The organism is Mesorhizobium sp. B2-1-1 (assembly GCF_006442975.2).
Classification (GTDB): Bacteria; Pseudomonadota; Alphaproteobacteria; order Rhizobiales; family Rhizobiaceae; genus Mesorhizobium.
On the sequence record NZ_CP083954.1, the window covers coordinates 4827855 to 4846106 of the forward strand.

The 18252-nt window shown below is 64.4% G+C and carries 16 protein-coding genes and 1 pseudogene; 6 read left to right on the top strand and 11 right to left on the bottom strand.

From position 1 onward, the window contains the following. Position 1: 1 nt before the first annotated feature. Positions 2-823 carry a sugar phosphate isomerase/epimerase family protein gene (locus FJ972_RS23690; RefSeq protein WP_140520919.1) on the bottom strand — a complete coding sequence of 274 codons (822 nt, stop codon included), beginning with the start codon at positions 821-823 and terminating at the stop codon, positions 2-4. A gap of 238 nt (positions 824-1061) precedes the next feature. Here FJ972_RS23690 and FJ972_RS23695 point away from each other — a divergent pair. Next, positions 1062-2149, top strand: a pseudogene (locus tag FJ972_RS23695) (Gfo/Idh/MocA family oxidoreductase); the annotation flags it as partial. An 8-nt stretch (positions 2150-2157) separates the two neighbouring features. Beyond that, complete coding sequence (locus FJ972_RS23700) at positions 2158-3123, top strand: alpha/beta hydrolase (protein WP_413466303.1); 966 nt, start codon at positions 2158-2160, stop codon at positions 3121-3123. On the opposite strand, the gene FJ972_RS23705 is transcribed toward FJ972_RS23700, so the two are convergent. The 8 genes from FJ972_RS23705 to FJ972_RS23740 all read right to left on the bottom strand — a co-directional run bounded on the left by FJ972_RS23705 (position 3111) and on the right by FJ972_RS23740 (position 10744). Further along, positions 3111-4145, bottom strand: a complete 1035-nt coding sequence (locus FJ972_RS23705) for a LacI family DNA-binding transcriptional regulator (protein WP_140520920.1) — start codon at positions 4143-4145, stop codon at positions 3111-3113. The genes FJ972_RS23700 and FJ972_RS23705 overlap by 13 nt on opposite strands. A gap of 288 nt (positions 4146-4433) precedes the next feature. Next, positions 4434-5225 (bottom strand): sugar isomerase domain-containing protein, encoded by a 792-nt coding sequence (locus tag FJ972_RS23710; protein WP_140520921.1) that lies wholly within the window; start codon positions 5223-5225, stop codon positions 4434-4436. Positions 5226-5265: 40 nt separating this feature from the next. Beyond that, positions 5266-6036 (bottom strand): GntR family transcriptional regulator, encoded by a 771-nt coding sequence (locus tag FJ972_RS23715; RefSeq protein WP_140520922.1) that lies wholly within the window; start codon positions 6034-6036, stop codon positions 5266-5268. Further along, positions 6033-6908: an ROK family protein gene (locus FJ972_RS23720; RefSeq protein WP_140520923.1), complete on the bottom strand. Its 876-nt coding sequence runs from the start codon at positions 6906-6908 to the stop codon at positions 6033-6035. The genes FJ972_RS23715 and FJ972_RS23720 overlap by 4 nt, the downstream gene beginning before the upstream one ends. Beyond that, positions 6905-7642 (bottom strand): PIG-L deacetylase family protein, encoded by a 738-nt coding sequence (locus tag FJ972_RS23725; protein ID WP_140514580.1) that lies wholly within the window; start codon positions 7640-7642, stop codon positions 6905-6907. Before FJ972_RS23725 ends, FJ972_RS23720 begins: the two co-directional genes overlap by 4 nt. After that, positions 7639-8496, bottom strand: a complete 858-nt coding sequence (locus FJ972_RS23730; protein ID WP_140520924.1) for a carbohydrate ABC transporter permease — start codon at positions 8494-8496, stop codon at positions 7639-7641. The genes FJ972_RS23725 and FJ972_RS23730 overlap by 4 nt, the downstream gene beginning before the upstream one ends. Further along, positions 8493-9425 (bottom strand): carbohydrate ABC transporter permease, encoded by a 933-nt coding sequence (locus tag FJ972_RS23735; protein WP_140514575.1) that lies wholly within the window; start codon positions 9423-9425, stop codon positions 8493-8495. Before FJ972_RS23735 ends, FJ972_RS23730 begins: the two co-directional genes overlap by 4 nt. A 50-nt stretch (positions 9426-9475) precedes the next feature. Beyond that, positions 9476-10744, bottom strand: a complete 1269-nt coding sequence (locus FJ972_RS23740) for an extracellular solute-binding protein (protein ID WP_140520925.1) — start codon at positions 10742-10744, stop codon at positions 9476-9478. 321 nt (positions 10745-11065) lie between these two features. On the opposite strand from FJ972_RS23740, the gene FJ972_RS23745 reads away from it, so the two are divergent. From FJ972_RS23745 to FJ972_RS23755, 3 genes are read left to right on the top strand one after another with little or no spacing between them, the layout of a single operon-like run. After that, positions 11066-12358: an ABC transporter substrate-binding protein gene (locus FJ972_RS23745; protein WP_140520926.1), complete on the top strand. Its 1293-nt coding sequence runs from the start codon at positions 11066-11068 to the stop codon at positions 12356-12358. 8 nt (positions 12359-12366) lie between these two features. Next, positions 12367-13257 carry a carbohydrate ABC transporter permease gene (locus FJ972_RS23750; protein WP_140497682.1) on the top strand — a complete coding sequence of 297 codons (891 nt, stop codon included), beginning with the start codon at positions 12367-12369 and terminating at the stop codon, positions 13255-13257. Next, a complete protein-coding gene (locus tag FJ972_RS23755; RefSeq protein WP_140497680.1) occupies positions 13254-14117 on the top strand; it encodes a carbohydrate ABC transporter permease in 864 nt (287 codons plus the stop codon). Before FJ972_RS23750 ends, FJ972_RS23755 begins: the two co-directional genes overlap by 4 nt. Here FJ972_RS23755 and pcaD read toward each other — a convergent pair. Next, positions 14107-14931 carry a 3-oxoadipate enol-lactonase gene (gene pcaD, locus FJ972_RS23760; protein WP_140520927.1) on the bottom strand — a complete coding sequence of 275 codons (825 nt, stop codon included), beginning with the start codon at positions 14929-14931 and terminating at the stop codon, positions 14107-14109. The two genes, FJ972_RS23755 and pcaD, sit on opposite strands and share 11 nt — an antisense overlap. A gap of 131 nt (positions 14932-15062) precedes the next feature. On the opposite strand from pcaD, the gene FJ972_RS23765 reads away from it, so the two are divergent. Beyond that, on the top strand, positions 15063-16724 hold the full coding sequence (locus FJ972_RS23765) for an alkaline phosphatase family protein (protein ID WP_140520928.1): 1662 nt from the start codon (positions 15063-15065) through the stop codon (positions 16722-16724). A gap of 109 nt (positions 16725-16833) precedes the next feature. Here FJ972_RS23765 and FJ972_RS23770 read toward each other — a convergent pair whose 3' ends face one another. Further along, complete coding sequence (locus FJ972_RS23770) at positions 16834-18093, bottom strand: ABC transporter substrate-binding protein (protein ID WP_140520929.1); 1260 nt, start codon at positions 18091-18093, stop codon at positions 16834-16836. Between the last annotated feature and the right edge of the window lie 159 nt (positions 18094-18252).

Consider the following 18252-nt stretch of genomic DNA (forward strand, 5'->3'; position numbering starts at 1 on the left):
CTCAGGCCCCGTAGCCGCGCATCGTCTGGCGGTTGGTCTTGACCGCGCCGGCAGGATCGGCCGCGGCCGTGTCGGATTCTTCTTCCAGCACCAGCCAGCCGTTGAAGCGCGGCGCAGCACCGACGATCTCGATCACTTCAGGCGTGTCGCAGACGCCTTTACCCAGCATCGCCCAATCACCCTTGGCGTCGACGTCCTTCAGATGGATGTAGCGGATGCGGTCGCGGTAGGTGGTAAGCGTATCGGCCATGTCCTTGTGGCCGCGCAATATGTGGCCGGTATCGGGCACCCAGCCGACCAGGTCGGGTTCGAGCAAGGCAAAGATCGCGTCGTAGTCGGCGCGGTCGAACAGCAGCGTGTTGTGGTGCGAACTCGGATGCACTGCGACCTGGACGCCGGCCTTGCGCCCGAGCTCGCCGGCCCTGTTGTAGACCTCCGCGGCGATAGCGAATTTGTCGTCGCGCGAGCCGTTGGAGACGACGGTCGCCGAGCCCATCGAGACAAGCGCACCTGGGAACGCGGCAGCGAAATCGATCCAGCGCCTCGCGGTTTCGAGATCGGCGCCGATCTCGTCCTTCAGCGTGAAGCCGCTTTTCGAACCGAAGGCGAAGGAGACCAGCGTCAGGCCGGATGCTCCAAGCGCCGCGGCGAACTCCGTCGGCTTGCCTGCATAGCGGCCGATCATGGTGTCGGTGATCTCGATGCCGGCATAGCCGCCATCGGCGATCGCCTTCAGGAGATCGTCGGGGCCGCCGGTCCAGGCCTTGCCGAGCATTTCCCAGGTGAAGGTCTGGCAGCCGACCTTGAGCTTCGTCTTCGTCATGTTGTTCATTCCTTGACGCCGCCCTGGGTTTCCTTGGCGCCCCTGGGTTTCGCATGGTCTATAAAAATTTTACGCGCGTCAATATTCAAAATGTTGTATATCGGCTTGCGGGGAGTGATCCGTTGCCGGCGCAATGGATCCGGCAGAGCGTGGCCGCATCGGAGGAATGACACAGAAAATGCACGGACGATCGAAGACGAAGCTTGGGATCGGCGTCGTCGGATGCGGCAACATCTCGATGACCTACCTGCGCAATGCCGCCCTCTTCGGCAGCATCGAGCTGCGCGCCTGCGCAGACATCTCGGCCGACATGGCGGCGCTGCGGGCGAAGGAATATGGCATCCGCGCGCTCGGCGTCGACGCCATGCTGGCCGATCCCGATATCGATCTCGTCCTCAACCTGACCATCCCGGCTGCGCATTTCGACGTTTCGCTTTCGGCGCTTTCGGCGGGCAAGCATGTGTTCACCGAAAAGCCGCTGGCGACCTCGGCCAGCGACGGGCGCCGCCTGGTGTCGGAGGCGGCCAAGCGAGGGCTGCTGCTCGGCTCGGCCCCCGATACTTTCCTCGGCGCCGCCGGGCGGCGGGCGCGCCGCCTGATGGATGAAGGCGCCATCGGCCGCGCCGTGACCGGCACAGCCTTCATGATGGGCCGCGGCATGGAGCACTGGCACCCCAACCCACAATTCTACTACCAGCCGGGCGGCGGCCCGGTGTTCGACATGGGCCCCTACTATCTGACCATGCTGGTCATTTGCTCGGTCCCGTCCAACGCGTCATGGCAATGGCGACGCGGGGCCAGCAGGAGCGGCTGATATCAGCCGAGGGACCGTTCAAGAACACGACCTTCAAGGTCGGCACGCCGACCAACGTGCTGTCGCTGCTCGAATTCCGGTCAGGCGCGACAGTCACCTTCGGCGCCTCATGGGACGTCTTCAAGCACTCCAACCATCCGATCGAACTGCACGGCACGGAGGGCTCGCTGCGCCTGCCCGACCCCGACACGTTCGGCGGCACCGTGTCCTTGTCCGAGCGCGGCGCCGAGTGGAAGGATTTCCCCAGCGAGGGCGAACTCTACGGCGCCCGCAACTGGCCCTATGCCGCGCCCGACCGCGCCAACTATCGCATGCTCGGCGTCGCCGACCTCGTGCGTTCGCTCGCGACAGGTGCCACGCCCCGCGCGTCCGGCACTCTGGCGCTGCATGTGCTGGAGATCATGGAGGCGATCCTGCACTCCGGCGAAACGAAAAACCCGGTCGCCATTGCTGGCGATGTCGTCCAGCCGGCCCTACTCTCGGAGGACGAGGCGCGCGACCTGCTCGCCTAGATGCAATCATGACGGAGATTGCGATGACGCTCGATCCTGATGCTCTGCGTGCCCTGGAAATCGGCCGCGCGGCCGGCGGTGCGCCGTTCGAGAACGGCAGCGTGGCGGCGGCGCGGGCCGCCTACAACGCTTCGTTCCCGGCGCAGCAGGGCGAACATGAGCCGGTCGCGGCGACGTCGCAGCGGCAGATCGACGGACCGAACGGCCCGGTTCCGATCCGCATCCATCGCGGCATCGGCGCACCGCGAACCGGCGCGCGCGCCGTGCTCTATCTGCATGGCGGCGGCTGGGTCATCGGCAATCTCGATTCGCATGACGAGATCTGCCGCTGGCTGGCCAATCTGGCCAATGCCCTCGTCGTCTGCCCCGATTATCGACTGGCACCAGAGCACAAATTCCCCGCCGGGCTCGAAGACTGCGCGGCAGCGCTCCGCTTCATCGCGCAAGACGCCGGGGATCTCGGCATCGATCCTGCCCGTATCGCCGTTGCCGGCGACAGTGCCGGCGGAAACCTTGCCGCCGTGCTGGCACTGCTCGCCCGCGACGGGCAAGCACCGCCGCTTGCCGCACAGATCCTGATCTATCCCAACACCGATGCCCGCCAGACGGCGGACAGCTACCGCCGTTTCGGCAACGGCTTTGGACTGACCGCCGCCACCATGGCCTGGTTCCGCGACCACTATGTGCGCACCCCGGACGACATCAAGGATTGGCGCGTTTCGCCGCTGCTGGCATCGAGCCTTGCAGGCGCGGCGCCGGCGTTTGTCCTGACCGCCGGTCACGATATCCTGGCCGACGAAGGGACCGCCTATGGCGAACGCCTGCTCGCTGAAGGGGTGCCGCTGGTCCTGCGGCACTGGCCGGGCCAGATCCACGGCTTCGTCTCGATGGGCCGCTACATTCTCGCCGCGCGGCAAGCGATGAGCGAGGCCGCGGCCTGGCTCCAATTGCAGACGCGCGCTCAGGCCGACTGACGCATCACCAGGGTCGCGCCGAGCTTGACGTTTCGCACGAGGTCATGCGCGGGCGGGCGGGCCTCGTCGAGCAAGGCCAGCAATATCTCGACGCTGCGGCCGGCCATTGCGGCGAAGTCCTGCGCCATGGTGGTGAGCGGCGGACAGGTGTAGCGGCTCAACGGGTGGTCGTCATGGGCGGCGACACGGAAATCGCAATCGGGCTTGCGGCCGATCTTCAGCCCGCGCGTGAAAGCGGCCGACATGATGCCGAAGGCGAGCCGGTCATTGGCGCACAGGATCGTGCGACCAGGCAGGCCTCCCTTGTCGAGCGTCCTTTCCATCCATTCATGGCCGATCCGCTCGAAGTCCCAGGTGTAGTCGCGCGCCGCGTTGATGACGACAGGCTCAAGGCCGGCGGCCCGCATCGTCTCGATATAGCTTTGCAGTCGCTCGCCCGAATTGTGGTTGACGTGCGGGATGTCGACATACACCGGCGGCTCGCCGGACCGGCAGAGATAATCGACCATGATCGACGTGCTCTGGTGGTTGTCGTTGCCGACGAAGGGCGTGTCACCCTCGATATAGGTGTCGAAATAGACGATCGGGATGTCTTTGCCCATCCGTTCGAAGACGCCCGGCTCGGAAACCGATCCCAGCGGGGCCACGATGGCGCCGGCCACCTTCAGCGAGGTGAGCGTCTTGACCGATTCCGACTCAAGCCTGGGCGAACCGTGCGAGGAGATGACGATCGGCCAAAAACCTTCGTCGCGGCAGCGCAGCTCAATGCGGCTGACCATCTCGGCATAGAACGGATCGGTAATCGCCGGCACGACGATGCCGACATTGCGGGTGCGCTTGCGGTTGAGATTACGGGCGAAGAGGTTCGGCTGATAATCCGAGGAGCGAAGCGCGGCCTCGATGCGGGTGCGCGTCGCCGGCTTGACGCTCGCCGGATCATCGAAATATTTCGACAGGGTCGGCCGTGACACGCCGCACGCCCGGGCGAAGTCATCCATCGTGCGGTGCGTCTTTTCCGCCATCGATATTCAGGGTCCCTTGCCCTCGCCCGCCGCCCCGGCCGACACGAGTCACGCGGCCGTTGCCTGGAAGCAGCAATGCTCGACCGAACTTGTCCAGTCAAGTTTTAACGGTTCCCAATAGATCGCGGAGTCATTACGCGCGTCAAATTATTTATTGACGCTTTCAAAGCGACACTGAAGCTTCGGAAGGAAGCCAATGGGATAGGCCCGGTCTTGCATCGACGATGATAAATTCGTATTGGGCGCATCCATGGCGGGAGGCGTCCGCGACGCCTCTCGCCCCGAACATCATTCGCCCCGCATCGTCGCCTGGAAGGCCGGCAGGTGCTTTTTCTGTGCTTCCAGCATGCGTTCGCGGTAGACGCCGTAGATGACATCGGTGTCGTGCAGGGTCACGCCCGCGATCGTCGGCGAGGCGAAGACCGGCAGTTCGATGCCGCGCTTGGCGAGCTGCTCGGCGGTACGCGCGATCAGCTCATGCGCCAGGATCATGGCGAGTACCGTCGAAGAGCCGGAGACCGGACGGCTCCAGCCCTCGACCGGCACGATCGCATCCTCTATCGGCGAGCAGGTGTCGATGACGAGATCGGCCGCGTCGGCCAGTCGCTTGCCGGAGGAGTGCGTCGCGGGCTTGTCGAGATTGTTCTTGCTGGTGACCGCAACGACGAAGATGCCGCGCTTCCTGGCATAGAGCGCCGTATCGATGCCGGAAGAGTTGCGGCCGCTGTGGCCGAAGATGATGATGGAGTCACCCTTGTTGAGCGGCTGATGATCCAGGAATTTTTCGGCGTATTTCTCGGTGCGCTCCAGCCACAGCAGCTCACGCACGCCGCCGGCGCCGAGCACATTGTGCCACATCACGCGCGGGTCCGTCAGCGGGTTGAAACCGACATAGCTGCCGTAACGCGGAAACACTTCCTGCACCGGCAGCACCGAATGGCCTGAACCGTAGAGATGGATCAGACCGCCGCCTTCAAGCGAGTCGGCAAAGCGGCTGGCTGCCTGGCCAAAGGCCGCTTCATTGGTTTTCGCTGCCTGGTCGATGAGGGCGGCGAGACGGTGAATGTAGAGGTCGGACACGTGGGTACTCCTGTTAAGTGTCTGCTTGGGTGATGATGGATCAGCTTCGCGGATTTGACGGGACGCGCCCGGCGCGCAGCGTCGAGCGTATCTCGTAGCGGTCGCCGCGCATGATGGAGACGGTGAACTCGAACGGACCGCGCTCGTCGGTGGCGATACGCTCGACCACGAAAGCCGGACTGCCGACCGGCAGATCGAGCAGCTCGGCATCCGCCGCGCCAACCGCGCCGACGCGATAATTCTCGCGCGCCGCCACCGGCACGATGCCGTAGTGGCGCTCCAGCGCCTCGTACAGCGATCCCTGCAGCAGGCCGGCGTCGAGGAAGCCCGGCACACGTGCGGCTGAGAGCTGCGCCGTCTGGATGCCGATCGGTTCGTTGTTGCCGAGCCGCAGCCGCCGGATGCGCACCACCGGGTCACCCTCCTCAATCTCCAGCGCGCCGGCCGCCGCCGCATTGGCGATGGTGAGGCTGCAATCGAGCAGGCGCGAGCCGGCAACGACGCCGATATTGCCCATCTCCTGGGTGAAGCTCGTCAGTTCGCGGGTGCCGGCGACGAGCGTGGTGGAGCGCACGAAGGTGCCGCGTCCGTGTTCGCGGCGCAGCAATCCGCTTTCCTCCAGATTGCGCAAAGCGTGGCGCAGCGTGATGCGGCTGACCCCGAAAAGCGCGCCCAGCCGGTCTTCGGCCGGGATCTGGTCGCCCGTCGCCCATTCGCCGCTCTTGACGATGGCGCGGATGGCCTCCTCGACCTGATACCAGAGCGGCTCGGGCCTTCTGCGATCCGGCTGCTGAAAACTGGCTTCACTCATCGGATCTGTCTCCACCCGCTTCCGGCCTGTCCGGCCACTGCCGCACCGACCAGGCCGGCGCCGGGGCCGAACGCGCCAGCCTTGAGAGAAATGCCGCGGAGATGCGGCGGCAGTTGGCGCCGCAGCGCGGCAAGCAGCGGCGGTCCGATGACGTCAAGCGCATCGGCAAGGCCGCCGGAAACCAGGATCACCTGGGGGTCGAGCAGCGCGACGGCGCCGGCAAGCGCGGTGCCCAGCCGGCGCGCCGGCAACTCGAGCAGGGTCTGTGCCGCGAGTTCGCCCGCCTGGGCAGCCGCGATCAGCTGGCGGCCGCTGGCAAGGCCGACCTGGCCGGCAAGCGCATCAAGCGCGCGGCCCGATGCAACGCGCTCCAGCCAGCCGCTGCGCTCCTCGCCATGGTCCTTGATGTCGGCGCAGGCCCAGCCGAACGAGCAGGCGCCGCCATGCGTGCCGGCGACGATGCGGTGGTTGGCGAGCACCGCCGAGCCTATGCCCGTGCCGATTGCCAGCAGGATCGCATCCGACATGCCTTTCGCGCTGCCTTCAACGGCTTCCGCCAGCAGGGCGATCTGCGCGTCGTTGCCAACGGCGACGCGCAACCGCGGGAACAGCGCCGCGATGTCGACACCGTCGAGCCAAGGGAGATTCGGGATCCAGCGGCAGACTGACCCCTCGACGAGACCTGGCACCGCCAGGCCCAACGCCTTGACCGCGCCAGCCTCGGCGCAAAGCGCCGTGATACGGGCGACGAAGGCATCAAGGCTTGCCGGCGCCGGTTCGCGGCTCGGCCTCTCCAGCGCGCTGACATTGCCGGACTGGACGGCGGCGCGCAGATTGGTGCCGCCGAGATCGATGGCCAGAACCCGCGTCATCGACGCCCTCCGGCAGCCGGCGGCGCGAACAGACCGCTGCCGGCGTTCCAGGAATGCGAGGCCGCCGCGAAGGCCTGCGCATGGCGCGTGCCGCGCAGGCAGCCGCGCAGACGGTAGAGGGCGCTGTAGTAATCGACATAGGGGAAGCTGCTCAGGCCCCGCGCCAGCTCGTATTCATGCACCGCCTCGCTCCACGCCTCGAAGCCGTCGCTGACGTCGACCAAATGCTCGGGGCGGAAACCGTCATCGTCCTCCCAGTTCTCGCCGAACAGCAGCAAGCCCGGCGTAAAGGCGGCATGGTCGCGCGCAACGGTCGGCAAGGCGGCGAAGAAGATGCCGGTCTGCGTCAGCTTGGCTGCGGCGCGATGGTCCTTGTGCCAGCTGCCGTGCCAATGGGTTATGACCACTTCCGGCTTCAGCTCGCGAATGACATCGCACAGTTTCAGCGCCGTCTCGTCATCGGAAGGCAGGAAGGCGTCATGCAGGCCTAGATTGCGCATGGCGACGCCGAGGCGAGCGGCGGCCCTGCCCGCTTCCTCTTCCTTCTGGGCGCAATAATGCTCGGGGATCAGGCACGGATGGCCCTGCTCGCCCATGCTCAGGTGCAGGAACGTCACCGTGGCGCCCCTCATTACGGCGGCCGCCGCCAGCGGTCCGGCGATCACCTCGGCATCGAAGGCATGCGCGCCGACGACCAGGATGGATTTGGCGGCATAGATCCTGTCCTCGATCATTTCATGCCTCCCCCGGCGCCTACGCCCTCTCGAATCTGGCGGGCGAGCAGACAATACATGATCAGGATCGGCGCCATGGAGATCGCCAGCGAGGCGAACACCAGGCCCCAATCGGTGCGGTACTGGCCGACGAAGACGCTGATGGCCAGCGGCACGGTCTTGTAGCGGTCGTCGAAGATGAAGATCAGCGGGAAGAAGAAGTCGTTCCACACGGCGATTGCCGTGAAGATGGCGACGATCGACACCGCTGGCTTCACCATCGGCAGGATGATCTGGAACAGGATGCGGACCTCGCCGGCGCCGTCCATGCGTGCCGCCTCGTCGAGTTCGGAGGGCAGAACGCGCATGAAATTGGCGAAGATGAAGACGGCGAAGGGAATGCGGATCGCCGAATAGACGAGGATCAGTCCGGTCAGGGAATCCAGCAGGCCGAGATTGCGCATCAGCGTGAACAGCTCGACCGAGGCGAGCCTTATCGGCAGCATGATGCCGGACAGGAACAGGCCGAGCATGATGGCGTTCCAGCCCAGCCGATAGCGGCTGAGCGGATAGGCGGCCATGGCCGAGACGACGATGGTGAGGATGACCGCGCCGGCGGTGACGATCAGGCTGTTGATGAAATTGTGGCCGAGGTCGGCGCGCGTCCAGGCGTTGACGAAATTGTCGAAGGCCCAGCTTGCCGGCAGGCCGAGCCGGTTGTCGTAGATTTCGGCCGTCGACTTGAAGCAGGAGACGACGAGGATGTAGAGCGGCAGCAGCACGGCCGCCGTCCACAGGGCAAGCACCGTCCAGCCGGGCAGCCGCGAAAGCCGGCGCGAGATCACGGGATTGCCTGCCATGGTCAGCGCGCTCATAGCTGCACCGTGCGGCGGTCGAAGAAACGCAGCATCAACAGCGTGCCGACGCTGAGGATGAGGAACAGCATGGTGCCCAACGCCAGCGCTAGGCCGATGTCGGTGATGCCGACGGCGCCCTCCGCGCCGAAGGCCAGCCTGTAGAAATAGGTCACCAGCGTGTCGGTCGAATAGCTCGGATTGCCCTGCACGCCTTGCATCACATAGACGATGTCGAACTGGTTGAAGGTGTTGATAAAGGACAAAGTCGTCAGCGTGCCCAGCGCCGGCATCAGCAAGGGCAGCGCGACGGAGAACAGCATGCGCGCATTGCCGGCGCCGTCGAGTTTCGCCGCCTCGAAGATCTGGCCCGAAATCTGCCGCAGGCCCGCCGTGTAGATCAGCACCGGCAGGCCCATCCAGTTCCAGGCGTCGACGGCGACCAGCATGGCCAGCGCGGTGTGGCTGTTGCCAAGCACGGTCAGGCTGCCCTGGTGCAGGCCAAGCCCGTTCAGCGCCCATTCGACCACGCCGCCCGGCGCCAGGAGCAGGCGCCACAGCGCACCGACGATGACCGGGCTCAGCACCGCGGGGAAGAAAAAAACCGACTGGAAGAAGGCCGCACCTCGATCACGCAGGAACAGCAGCCAGGCGAACAGCAGTCCGATGCCGTTCTGGAAGACCATGATGCCGAAGAACCAGGCGGTGTTGTGCCAGAGCGCGCCGTAGAGCCTGGCGCTACTGGGGAAAACGAACAGGCGCGAAAAATTCGACAGGCCGGCGAACTCGGTGATGCGCAGCCCCTTCCAGATGAAGAAGCTGCCCCACAGCGACATCGCCAAGGGATAGAGGACGAACAGGGCGTAGACGGCCAGCGCCGGCAGGATGAAAAGCACGGCCATGCGCTGCTGCGTTCGCTTCAGGCTGCTTTTGCGGCGACGATCGATCATGCGTGGCTTGCCCGGTGGGAGGCCGGCCGCATTGCGGCCGGCCCGGCTCCTTACTGCTTCGGCTTGAACCAGGTGGCGACGGCGGCCTGCATGTCGGCCGCCAGCTTCTCCGGTGCGATGTTGCCTTCGACCATGTCGATGATCTCCGCTTGCAGGACGGAAGAGGCGGTCGGCGACTGCCAGCGGAAGCCGACCAGCGTCAGGTAAGGCGTCGAGTTCTTCGACATCTCCATCATCTCGGCCAATACCGGGTCCTTCACCGTGACATCGGTGCGGGCCGGCGGCCAGCCGAGTTCGTCGGCGAACATTTGCGCGAATTCGGCCGAGGCCATGAAGTCCAGCACCTTGATCGCGGCTTCCTTGTTCGCGCTTTCGGAGACGAGGCCGTAGGAGCCGTCCGAGAAGGCCGAGGTGTAGAGCTTTGCCCCCGCATCGTCGGCGGGGAACGGGAAGATCGAGAATTTCAGCTTCGGGTTCTGCGATTTGAAGCTGCCATTCTCGAACGAACCGCCAAGGAACATCGCGGCCTTGCCACCAATGAACTGCTGCGTGGCGGTGGTGTAGTCGATCCCGGCGAAGCCGTCGGGGAAATAAGGCTTCAGCTCGGCGAAGCGCTTCAGCGCCGCGACATAGCGCGGATCCTCGAAGGTCGCCTTGCCGGTCATCATCTCGTCGTAAAAGCCGGGGCCGTAGACGGTCGGGCCGATGACGCCGACGCCGATCTCCAGCTCCCACGCCGAGCCGTTGGCGCCGCCGGTGGCGATCGGCGTGATGCCGGCCGCCTTCAGCTTGTCGCAGGCGGCGACGAAATCCTTGTAGGTCTTGGGGACCTCGATGCCCTGCGCGGCAAAGATATCCTTGTTGTAGAAGACGCCCATCATCGGCACCGAATAGGGCACGCCGTAGAGCTTGCCGTCGGCGCGGCCGCGCGCGCCGCCAAGGGCTGCGTCCGGCATGCTCTTCAGTTCCGGCACGCTCTCGTCGAGCGCGTCGAGATAGCCCGCCTCGACGAAAGGCTGCAATTCGCCATAGGCCTTGAGCTGGGCGATGTCGGGCCCGCGCCCGCCACGCAACGCCGTGCTCAGGCGGTTCTGGTAGTCGGCATCCGGCGTGAACTGGATGTTGACCTTGATGCCTGGGTTCTTGGCCTCGAAGGCATCGAAGATGCGGCGCATCGCGGCTTCGTCCTCGGTGCGCCAGCTCCACAGCGTCACCGTGCTGTCGGCCCGCGCCGGCAGGCTGGTGAACAGGCCAGCGCAGGCGGCAAGGCCGCCGATCAGGCCAAGGGCTGCGCGTCGGTGAATTGAAAGCATGCTCATTGCCAGTCTCCCATTTTTATCTGTCCTTGGCGTCCCGCGGCCCTATCGACGCCGCGGAGAGTCATTCCTCAGGAAAGTCATTATAACGACATAGCAGCCTCCGCAAGAGGTCTGACACTCCCTCCGGGAACGGCTGGGCTAAGCCAATCAACCATGATTCCTTCACAGCTAACTGTATTTCCACCGTAAATTTCGTATGTGAACGGACAGCAGAGAAATCAGGGACAGCGCCATGCGCAGCTTTTTCGCAATCGGGCCCTTGCGCCAATGCTTCATGTTGTCATAACGTCATCGTGATCGCTAGCCTGAGGGAGGATGAGGATGTCTCTTGCCTGGACTTCGAAACTGGCTCTGGCCGCGAGCCTGGCCATCCTGCCCGCCAGCGGCTGGGCGCAGTCGGTCAACATCTCCTATCTCACCCATTGGTCGCCGGAGACGGTCGCATTGCTGGAAGCGGCGGCCAAGGACTATGCGAAGACAAATCCAGATGTCAGCGTCACCGTGCGCGCCGTTCCCTTCGGCGATCTCCTGACCACGCTGCGCTCCCAGGGCGGCGGCGCGGACGGTCCCACGATCGGCGGCATCTACGATCTCTGGTTGCCTGAGCTCGCCCGCGACAAGCTCGTCGCGCCCGCCCCCGACCCTGTCGCCGAAGAGGTCAAGGGAGCATGGCCCGCTGGCGTGGTGAGCGCCGCGTCGGTCGGCGGCAAGCTCTACGGCATTCCCAACGAGATCGACGTCTACGCGCTGAACTACAACAAGGCACTGTTCAAGCAGGCCGGCATTACTGCTGCGCCGAAGACCTGGGACGAGTTCAAGGAGGCGGCGAAGAAGCTGACCAACAAGGATGCCGGCCAGCAGGGTTTCGGCATGATCAATTCCTGGGCGGCGGGCGTCGTCCACCCCTTCGCCTCGCTGCTGGTCTCCAATGGCGGCGACCTGGTCAAGGACGGCAAGCCGGCGCTGGACACTCCGCAGGCCGCGCAGACCTTCCAGCTCTATGAGGATCTCATCAAATCGGGCGCCAGCGTGCCGGCCATGGCGACGGCAGACGCCAACACCACCGGCCCCTTCCTCGACAATTTCGTCTCCGGCAAGACCGGCATGATCATCATGGCCAATTGGTGGGAAAGCGCGCTGAAGGCAGGCATGGGCGACAGGTTCGCGGATATCGCCACCGCACCAATCCCCGTCGGCCCGAGCGGCGACAAGCCGCATTCGATCTCCTATTCCTGGATGACCGTGGTCAACGGCAATGCCGGCGAGGCCGAGCGGAAGGCCGCATGGGAATTCCTGGCCTGGCTCAACAATCCGAAATCCGGCAAGAACGGCGCCTCGGCGATGTCCGACATATTGATGTCGATGGGCATCCTGCCCTCGCGCAGCTCCGATATCGAGGCCCACAAGGACAAGCTCGGCTCGGAATTCCTGTCGGGCTATGTCAGCGTGCTGGCCGACGCCAAGCCCTTCCCGGTCGTGCCGGGCGGACAGGAGTTCTCGGAATCCCTGCAGCAGACGCTGGAGGCGTTGCAGTATGGCCAGGTCTCGGCCAAGGATGCGCAGGCGACGGCGCAAGCGGACGCCGCCTCGATCCTGGAGCGCGCCGCCAAGTAGACTGAACCATGATCAACAGGTACCGTGCCTCGGCGGGCATCATGCTGGCGCCCGCCGTGACGCTGATCGGCATCTTCATCCTGTTGCCGATGCTGCTCACCGTCTGGCTATCCTTCCAGGACTGGTCGACGCAGACGCCTTTTTCCAATGCGGCCTTCATTGGCTTCGACAATTTTCGCGAGATTTTCGGCGCCTCATCGGTCGGACGCGACTTCAAGGGCGCGTTGATCAACACCTCCATCTACACCGCGCTTTCCGTCATCCTCATCCTGCCGCTCTCGGTCGCCTTCGGGCTGATGGTCCACCAGCACGATGTTGGCGGCGGCACGGCGCTGCGGACCGTGCTGTTTTCCACCTATATGGTACCGATGATCGCGGTGGCGCTGGTGTGGTCGAAACTCTATTCGCCTGGTGAAGGGCCGCTGAATCAGATGCTCGGCCTGATCGGCGTCGGCCCGCAGCCCTTTCTGTCGTCCCCGCGCTCGGCGCTGATCTCGATCGTCCTGCTCAATGTGTGGCAGCAGGTCGGCTATTTCACGGTGCTGGCGATTGCGGGGCTGACCCAGATTTCCGGCAGCCTCTACGAGGCGGCAAAACTCGACGGCGCCAACCGGTTCGAGCAGTTCCGCTTCATCACCTTGCCGTTGCTGCGGCGCACACTCCTGTTCAGCGCGGTGATCGCCATCATCAACGCCGTGCAGGTGTTCGAGCCGGTGGCGCTGATCACGCAGGGCGGGCCGGTCGGCTCGACCAATGTCTTGACCTATCACATACGCCGCGTCGGCATCGAGCGCGCGCAGGGCGGACTGGGTTCGGCCATGGCCGTCATGCTGATGCTGTCGCTGATCGTCGTGGTCTGCGCTCTGTTCGCCTTTGCCAACCGGAAGGATCAGGAATGAGCGCGGGATCGTCGAGCCGGTTGCCGCGCAGACGCCCCGCCGGCCGCAAGGCGCTGCTGGCCACGCTCATGCTGCTCGTGGCCGTGGCGTCGGCCTTTCCGCTGGTTTGGATGGTTCTGTCCAGTCTCAAGACTCCGGCCGAGAGCATGCAGGTGCCGCCGGTGTGGATCCCGCACACGCCGAGCCTCGACGCCTACGGGAAAGTTTCGGGCGTGGTCAATGTCGGCCGTTCTATGTGGAATTCCCTGGTCATCGCCTCGATCACCACAGCCGGTATCCTCATCACCAGCATGATGGCCGGCTACGCCTTCGCCAAATACCACTTCCCCGGCCGCTCGCTTTTGTTCTCGGTGCTGATCGCGACCATGTTCCTGCCGCCGATCGTGACGCTGATCCCGCTCTATCGCCTCGTCGGCTCGATCGGCCTCAATGCCAGCCTCGCCGGCATCATCGTGCCCAACCTCGCCAATGCCTTCGGTATCTTCCTGATGCGCCAGTTCATTGCAAGCGTGCCTGACGATCTGATCGACGCTGCGCGCATGGACGGCGCCTCCGAACTGCTGATCCTGTTCAAGATCGTGGCGCCCAGCGTGGCGCCGGCGATCGCGGCATTGGCGCTGTTTGCCTTCGTCTATCACTGGAACAGCTATCTGTGGCCGCTGACCGTGCTGCAAGGCAACGCCGACGCCTATCCGATCGTCATCAGCCTCAGCCGGCTGTTGAGTTACAACAGAGGCGCCGTCAACACCGGGTTGGTGATGGCCGGCGCGACGCTTGCCGTGCTGCCGCCGCTCATCCTCTTCGTCCTGCTGCAGCGCTTTTTCGTCGATTCCATCGTCGGCTCGGCGATCAAGGGGTAGCCGCGCTCAAAGGTTTCTGCCCCGGAGGAGGCGACGCGACAAAATCGCGGATCAGCGCGACCACCGCCTCCGGCTGTTCGATGCAGGGAATATGGCCGGCATTAGGAATGATTTCAAAGCGGGCGCCGGGGATCAGCGCTGCCAGCGAGCGGACGAGATCGGGCGGTGTCGAGCCGTCCTGGTCGCCGACCATGCAAAGTGTCGGCACCGCGATACGCCGCGCGGCCTCGGTGAGGTCGGCGTCGCGGACCGCCATGCATGTCCCGATGTAACCCGGCAGCGCCTGCCTGGTCAGCATATTGCGGCAACCGGCAAGGTCGGCCGCACGCGCGGCATGGAAGCCGGGCGTGAACCATGCTTCCATCACACCGTCGGCTATCGCCTCGATCCCGTCGCGCTCGACGGTGGCGATACGCTTATTCCAGCTCTCGTCCGTGCCGATCTTGTGCGCCGTGTCGGACAGGATCAGAGCCTCAACGCAGCTGGGATGACGGGTATAGAGCCGCTGCGCGATCAAGCCACCGACCGACAGGCCGAACAGCACGACCCTGCCGAGATCGAAATGATCGATGAGGCCCAGGAGATCGTCGACATGATCATCGATCGACCGGATGCCGCTGCCGATATCGGAAAGTCCGTGGCCGCGCTTGTCGTAGACCAGCAGAGGCATGTCACCGCTTAATTGCGAGATGACATCGTCCCAGATGCGCAAATCGGTACCCAGCGAATTGATGAAGATCACCGGCCGCGCGGTGCCGGTCGCCTCGACATAGCGGTGGTGCAGCGCAAGGCCGCCAATGGTGACGAACGGCACGATTTCGACCCTCCCGGCTCCCACAGTGCATGAGGCATCTGGTTGGGTAAAATGATATTTTGAGGCATCGTTGTAGGACATCGGCCGTTCTGGCACACCGGTCTTGCGCGAACCACAATGACGGACGACCAATGACAGACCGCCGCAACGTCCTTTTCATCATGTGCGACCAGCTGCGCTTCGACTATTTGAGCTGCGCCGGACACCAGACCCTGCACACGCCGAATATCGACCGGCTGGCCAGCCGCGGCGTGCGCTTCACCAACGCCTATGTGCAATCGACCGTGTGCGGGCCCTCGCGCATGAGTGCCTATACAGGCCGCTATGTCCGCTCGCACGGATCGACGCTTAACGGCGTGCCGCTCAGGGTCGGCGAGCCTACGCTCGGCGAGCATCTGCGCGAGATCGGCGTGCGCTGCGCGCTGATCGGCAAGACGCATATGAGGGCCGACGAGGAAGGCATGGAGCGCCTCGGCATCGACAAGACGTCCATCATCGGCGTGCGCGTCGCCGAATGCGGCTTCGAACCGTTCGAGCGCGACGACGGGTTGCATCCGTCATCCGCCTACGATCCCGATCCGGCCTATGACCAATATCTGCGCGAGCACGGCTTCGACGCCGCCAATCCGTGGGAGCACTGGGCCAATTCCGGTGAAGGCGAGGATGGCGAAAATTTCAACGGCTGGCTGCTCGTCCATGCCGACAAGCCGGCGCGCATTCCCGAGGAGCATTCGGAAACGCCCTACATGACGCGCCGCGCCATGCGCTTCATCGAGGAGGCCGAGGCAAAGGGCGAAGCCTGGTGCGCGCATCTCTCCTACATCAAGCCGCACTGGCCCTACATCGTGCCGGCGCCCTATCACGACATGTACGGCAAGGCCGACATAAAGCCGGTCGTGCGCAGCGAAGCAGAACGCGTCTCGCCTCACCCGATCTTCGAAGCCTTCCAGCAGGAGCGCTATTCCAGGAACTTCTCCCGCGACGAGGTCCGCGAAAGGGTCGTTCCCTGCTATATGGGCCTGATCAGGCAGATCGACGATCAGTTGGGCGGATTGTTCGAGTTCATGGAGCAGCGCGCCCTGTTCGACAACACGATGATCGTGTTCACCTCCGACCACGGCGACTATCTCGGCGACCATTGGCTGGGCGAAAAATACCTGTTCCACGACGTCGCGGCCAAGGTGCCGATGATCGTCTGCGATCCGCGCCGGCAGGCCGACGCGACGCGCGGCACGACGTCCGATGCGCTGGTGGAGATGATCGACCTCGCGCCCACCTTCCTCGACTTCTTCGGCGGCAAGGCGAAGCCGCATGTTCTCGAGGGCCGGTCGCTGCTGCCGCTGCTGGCAGGCCAGGACGTGAACTGGCGGCGGCACGCGGTGAGCGAGTACGATTATGGCGGCGATGCCGCGCGGCTGAAGCTCGCTATGCCGGTCGCCGACTGCAAGCTCTACATGATCACCGACGGCCGCTTCAAACTGGTCCATGGCGAGGGCCTGGCGCCGATGTTCTTCGATCTGCACGGCGATCCGGACGAGCTGCGCGACCTCGGCACCGAAGCATCGGCGGCGGCCGACATCGAACGACTGCGGCAGGCGCTGTTCCGCTGGCTGGCGCTGCCCAACAACCGCATCACCGCCGCCGAGGAATGGCTGACGGGAAACGACGACAAGCTGCGGCACTTCGATCCGTTGATCGAGCCCGGCGTGCTGATCGGCTACTGGGACGAGGCCGAGCTCGCCGAACAGCGCGAAAGACGCAGGCGCTGGCTGTCACGCGGGTCGGGAGAATGAAGCCCGCAGCCCTTGTTGTGGACGACATGAATTTCAGAGCGCAAGGCCAAGGCAGGTTGCGAGCAGTCCGGCATCGAGCGATCGGTGCCGGACTGCCTGATGTGGCGGCCTATTGGAGCTTCGCCTGCAGGGCGTTGACGTCGTCCGTGGTCATTTCACCGTCGGTCGTTACCTTGCCGTCGACGATCTTCCATAAGCGGAACGGACCGGTGATGTCGCCATATTTGTCGAAGGCGACCGGGCCGATTACACCTTCGTAGCGGATCGGCTTGCCGTCCTTGATCAATCCGAGCGCCTTGGCGAATTCTTCCTTGCCAGCAAAGATGGGCGCGCCGGCCGGATCGACCGCCTTGTACATGGCGTCCTTGATCTTGGCCGGATCCTCCGAGCCAGCGATGGCGATTGCCAGGCCGACGATGGCGCCGGCATCATAGGAACGGTCGGCCGCGGGATTGGACGGTTCGATGCCCGAAAACGCCTTGTAGTTCTTGGTGAAGTAGTCGGTGGAGGCGGTCGGGCTGGTGCCGGACGAGGTGCCATAGGCCTCCTTGAGATAGTCGGCGCCGACGGACTCGATGAAGTCCGGGCTGTTCATGCCGTCATTGAGCAGGAATTTCTGCACGCCCCCTTGCGAAATCCAGGTGCGGGCGACGGTGGCGCCGTCAACCGGCGTGCTGACGAGATAAAGCCCGTCAGGCTCGCCGGCCATGGCCGCCGTGACTTCCGAGGCATAGCTCGACTGCTTCTCATTGTAGGGCGTGTCGGAGACGACGGTGCCGCCGAGCGCTTTGTAGGCGCGGGAGAATTCGGCCACCATGTTGACCCCGAAATCATTGTTGACATGGATGATCGACAGCTTCTTGAAGCCCTTGTCGATGGCGTATTTCGCGGCGGCCACGCCTTGCAGCGCATCGGAGGTGATGGTGCGGAAGAAGATGCCGTTGGTCTTGCCGTCGCGCCCGAGTGCGGTCAGCGTCGGCGAGGACGAAGCCGGCGAGACCTGCACGATCTTGGCCGGGGCGGTGACCGAGGTCAGGATCGGGATCGACACCGAGGAGATGATGCCGCCGATGATCACCGGCACCTTCTTGACCTGAACCAACTGGGTCGCCGCATCGACGGCGATATTGCCCTGGCTCTGACTATCACGCGTGTCGGTCACCAGATCGCAGCCGCGAACGCCGCCGGCGTCGTTGATGTCGCGGAAGGCCATCTCGACCGATTTCGCGCCGGCCTGGCCGTATTCACCGGCCGGTCCGGTCAATTCCATGACGAGGCCGACCGTGATCTTGCAGTCGGCGGCATGGGCCGCGCCGGCGATCGTCACGAGAGCGAGCGCGGTGGTGAGTTGGAGTATCGTCTTTCTCATTGTTGTTCCCCTTGAGCTACACGAATCGAGTTACACGAACCAAATTTCACGCCTGGAGCCTGTTCAGCTTTCCGGCATCTGCAGCCAGGTTTCATGCAGATGTCGCCATTCGACGCCGTTGGGCGCCGATGGATTGGTGGTGAAGAGCGCACTCGACTG

Bases quoted from the DNA above. Each gene is read 5' to 3' on its own strand.
- FJ972_RS23690 (WP_140520919.1), bottom strand. From the start codon at position 823: ATGACGAAGACGAAGCTCAAGGTCGGCTGCCAGACCTTCACCTGGGAA.
- FJ972_RS23700 (WP_413466303.1), top strand. From the start codon at position 2,158: ATGACGGAGATTGCGATGACGCTCGATCCTGATGCTCTGCGTGCCCTG.
- FJ972_RS23705 (WP_140520920.1), bottom strand. From the start codon at position 4,145: ATGGCGGAAAAGACGCACCGCACGATGGATGACTTCGCCCGGGCGTGC.
- FJ972_RS23715 (WP_140520922.1), bottom strand. From the start codon at position 6,036: ATGAGTGAAGCCAGTTTTCAGCAGCCGGATCGCAGAAGGCCCGAGCCG.
- FJ972_RS23720 (WP_140520923.1), bottom strand. From the start codon at position 6,908: ATGACGCGGGTTCTGGCCATCGATCTCGGCGGCACCAATCTGCGCGCC.
- FJ972_RS23725 (WP_140514580.1), bottom strand. From the start codon at position 7,642: ATGATCGAGGACAGGATCTATGCCGCCAAATCCATCCTGGTCGTCGGC.
- FJ972_RS23730 (WP_140520924.1), bottom strand. From the start codon at position 8,496: ATGAGCGCGCTGACCATGGCAGGCAATCCCGTGATCTCGCGCCGGCTT.
- FJ972_RS23735 (WP_140514575.1), bottom strand. From the start codon at position 9,425: ATGATCGATCGTCGCCGCAAAAGCAGCCTGAAGCGAACGCAGCAGCGC.
- FJ972_RS23740 (WP_140520925.1), bottom strand. From the start codon at position 10,744: ATGAGCATGCTTTCAATTCACCGACGCGCAGCCCTTGGCCTGATCGGC.
- FJ972_RS23745 (WP_140520926.1), top strand. From the start codon at position 11,066: ATGTCTCTTGCCTGGACTTCGAAACTGGCTCTGGCCGCGAGCCTGGCC.
- FJ972_RS23750 (WP_140497682.1), top strand. From the start codon at position 12,367: ATGATCAACAGGTACCGTGCCTCGGCGGGCATCATGCTGGCGCCCGCC.
- FJ972_RS23755 (WP_140497680.1), top strand. From the start codon at position 13,254: ATGAGCGCGGGATCGTCGAGCCGGTTGCCGCGCAGACGCCCCGCCGGC.
- FJ972_RS23765 (WP_140520928.1), top strand. From the start codon at position 15,063: ATGACAGACCGCCGCAACGTCCTTTTCATCATGTGCGACCAGCTGCGC.
- FJ972_RS23770 (WP_140520929.1), bottom strand. From the start codon at position 18,093: ATGAGAAAGACGATACTCCAACTCACCACCGCGCTCGCTCTCGTGACG.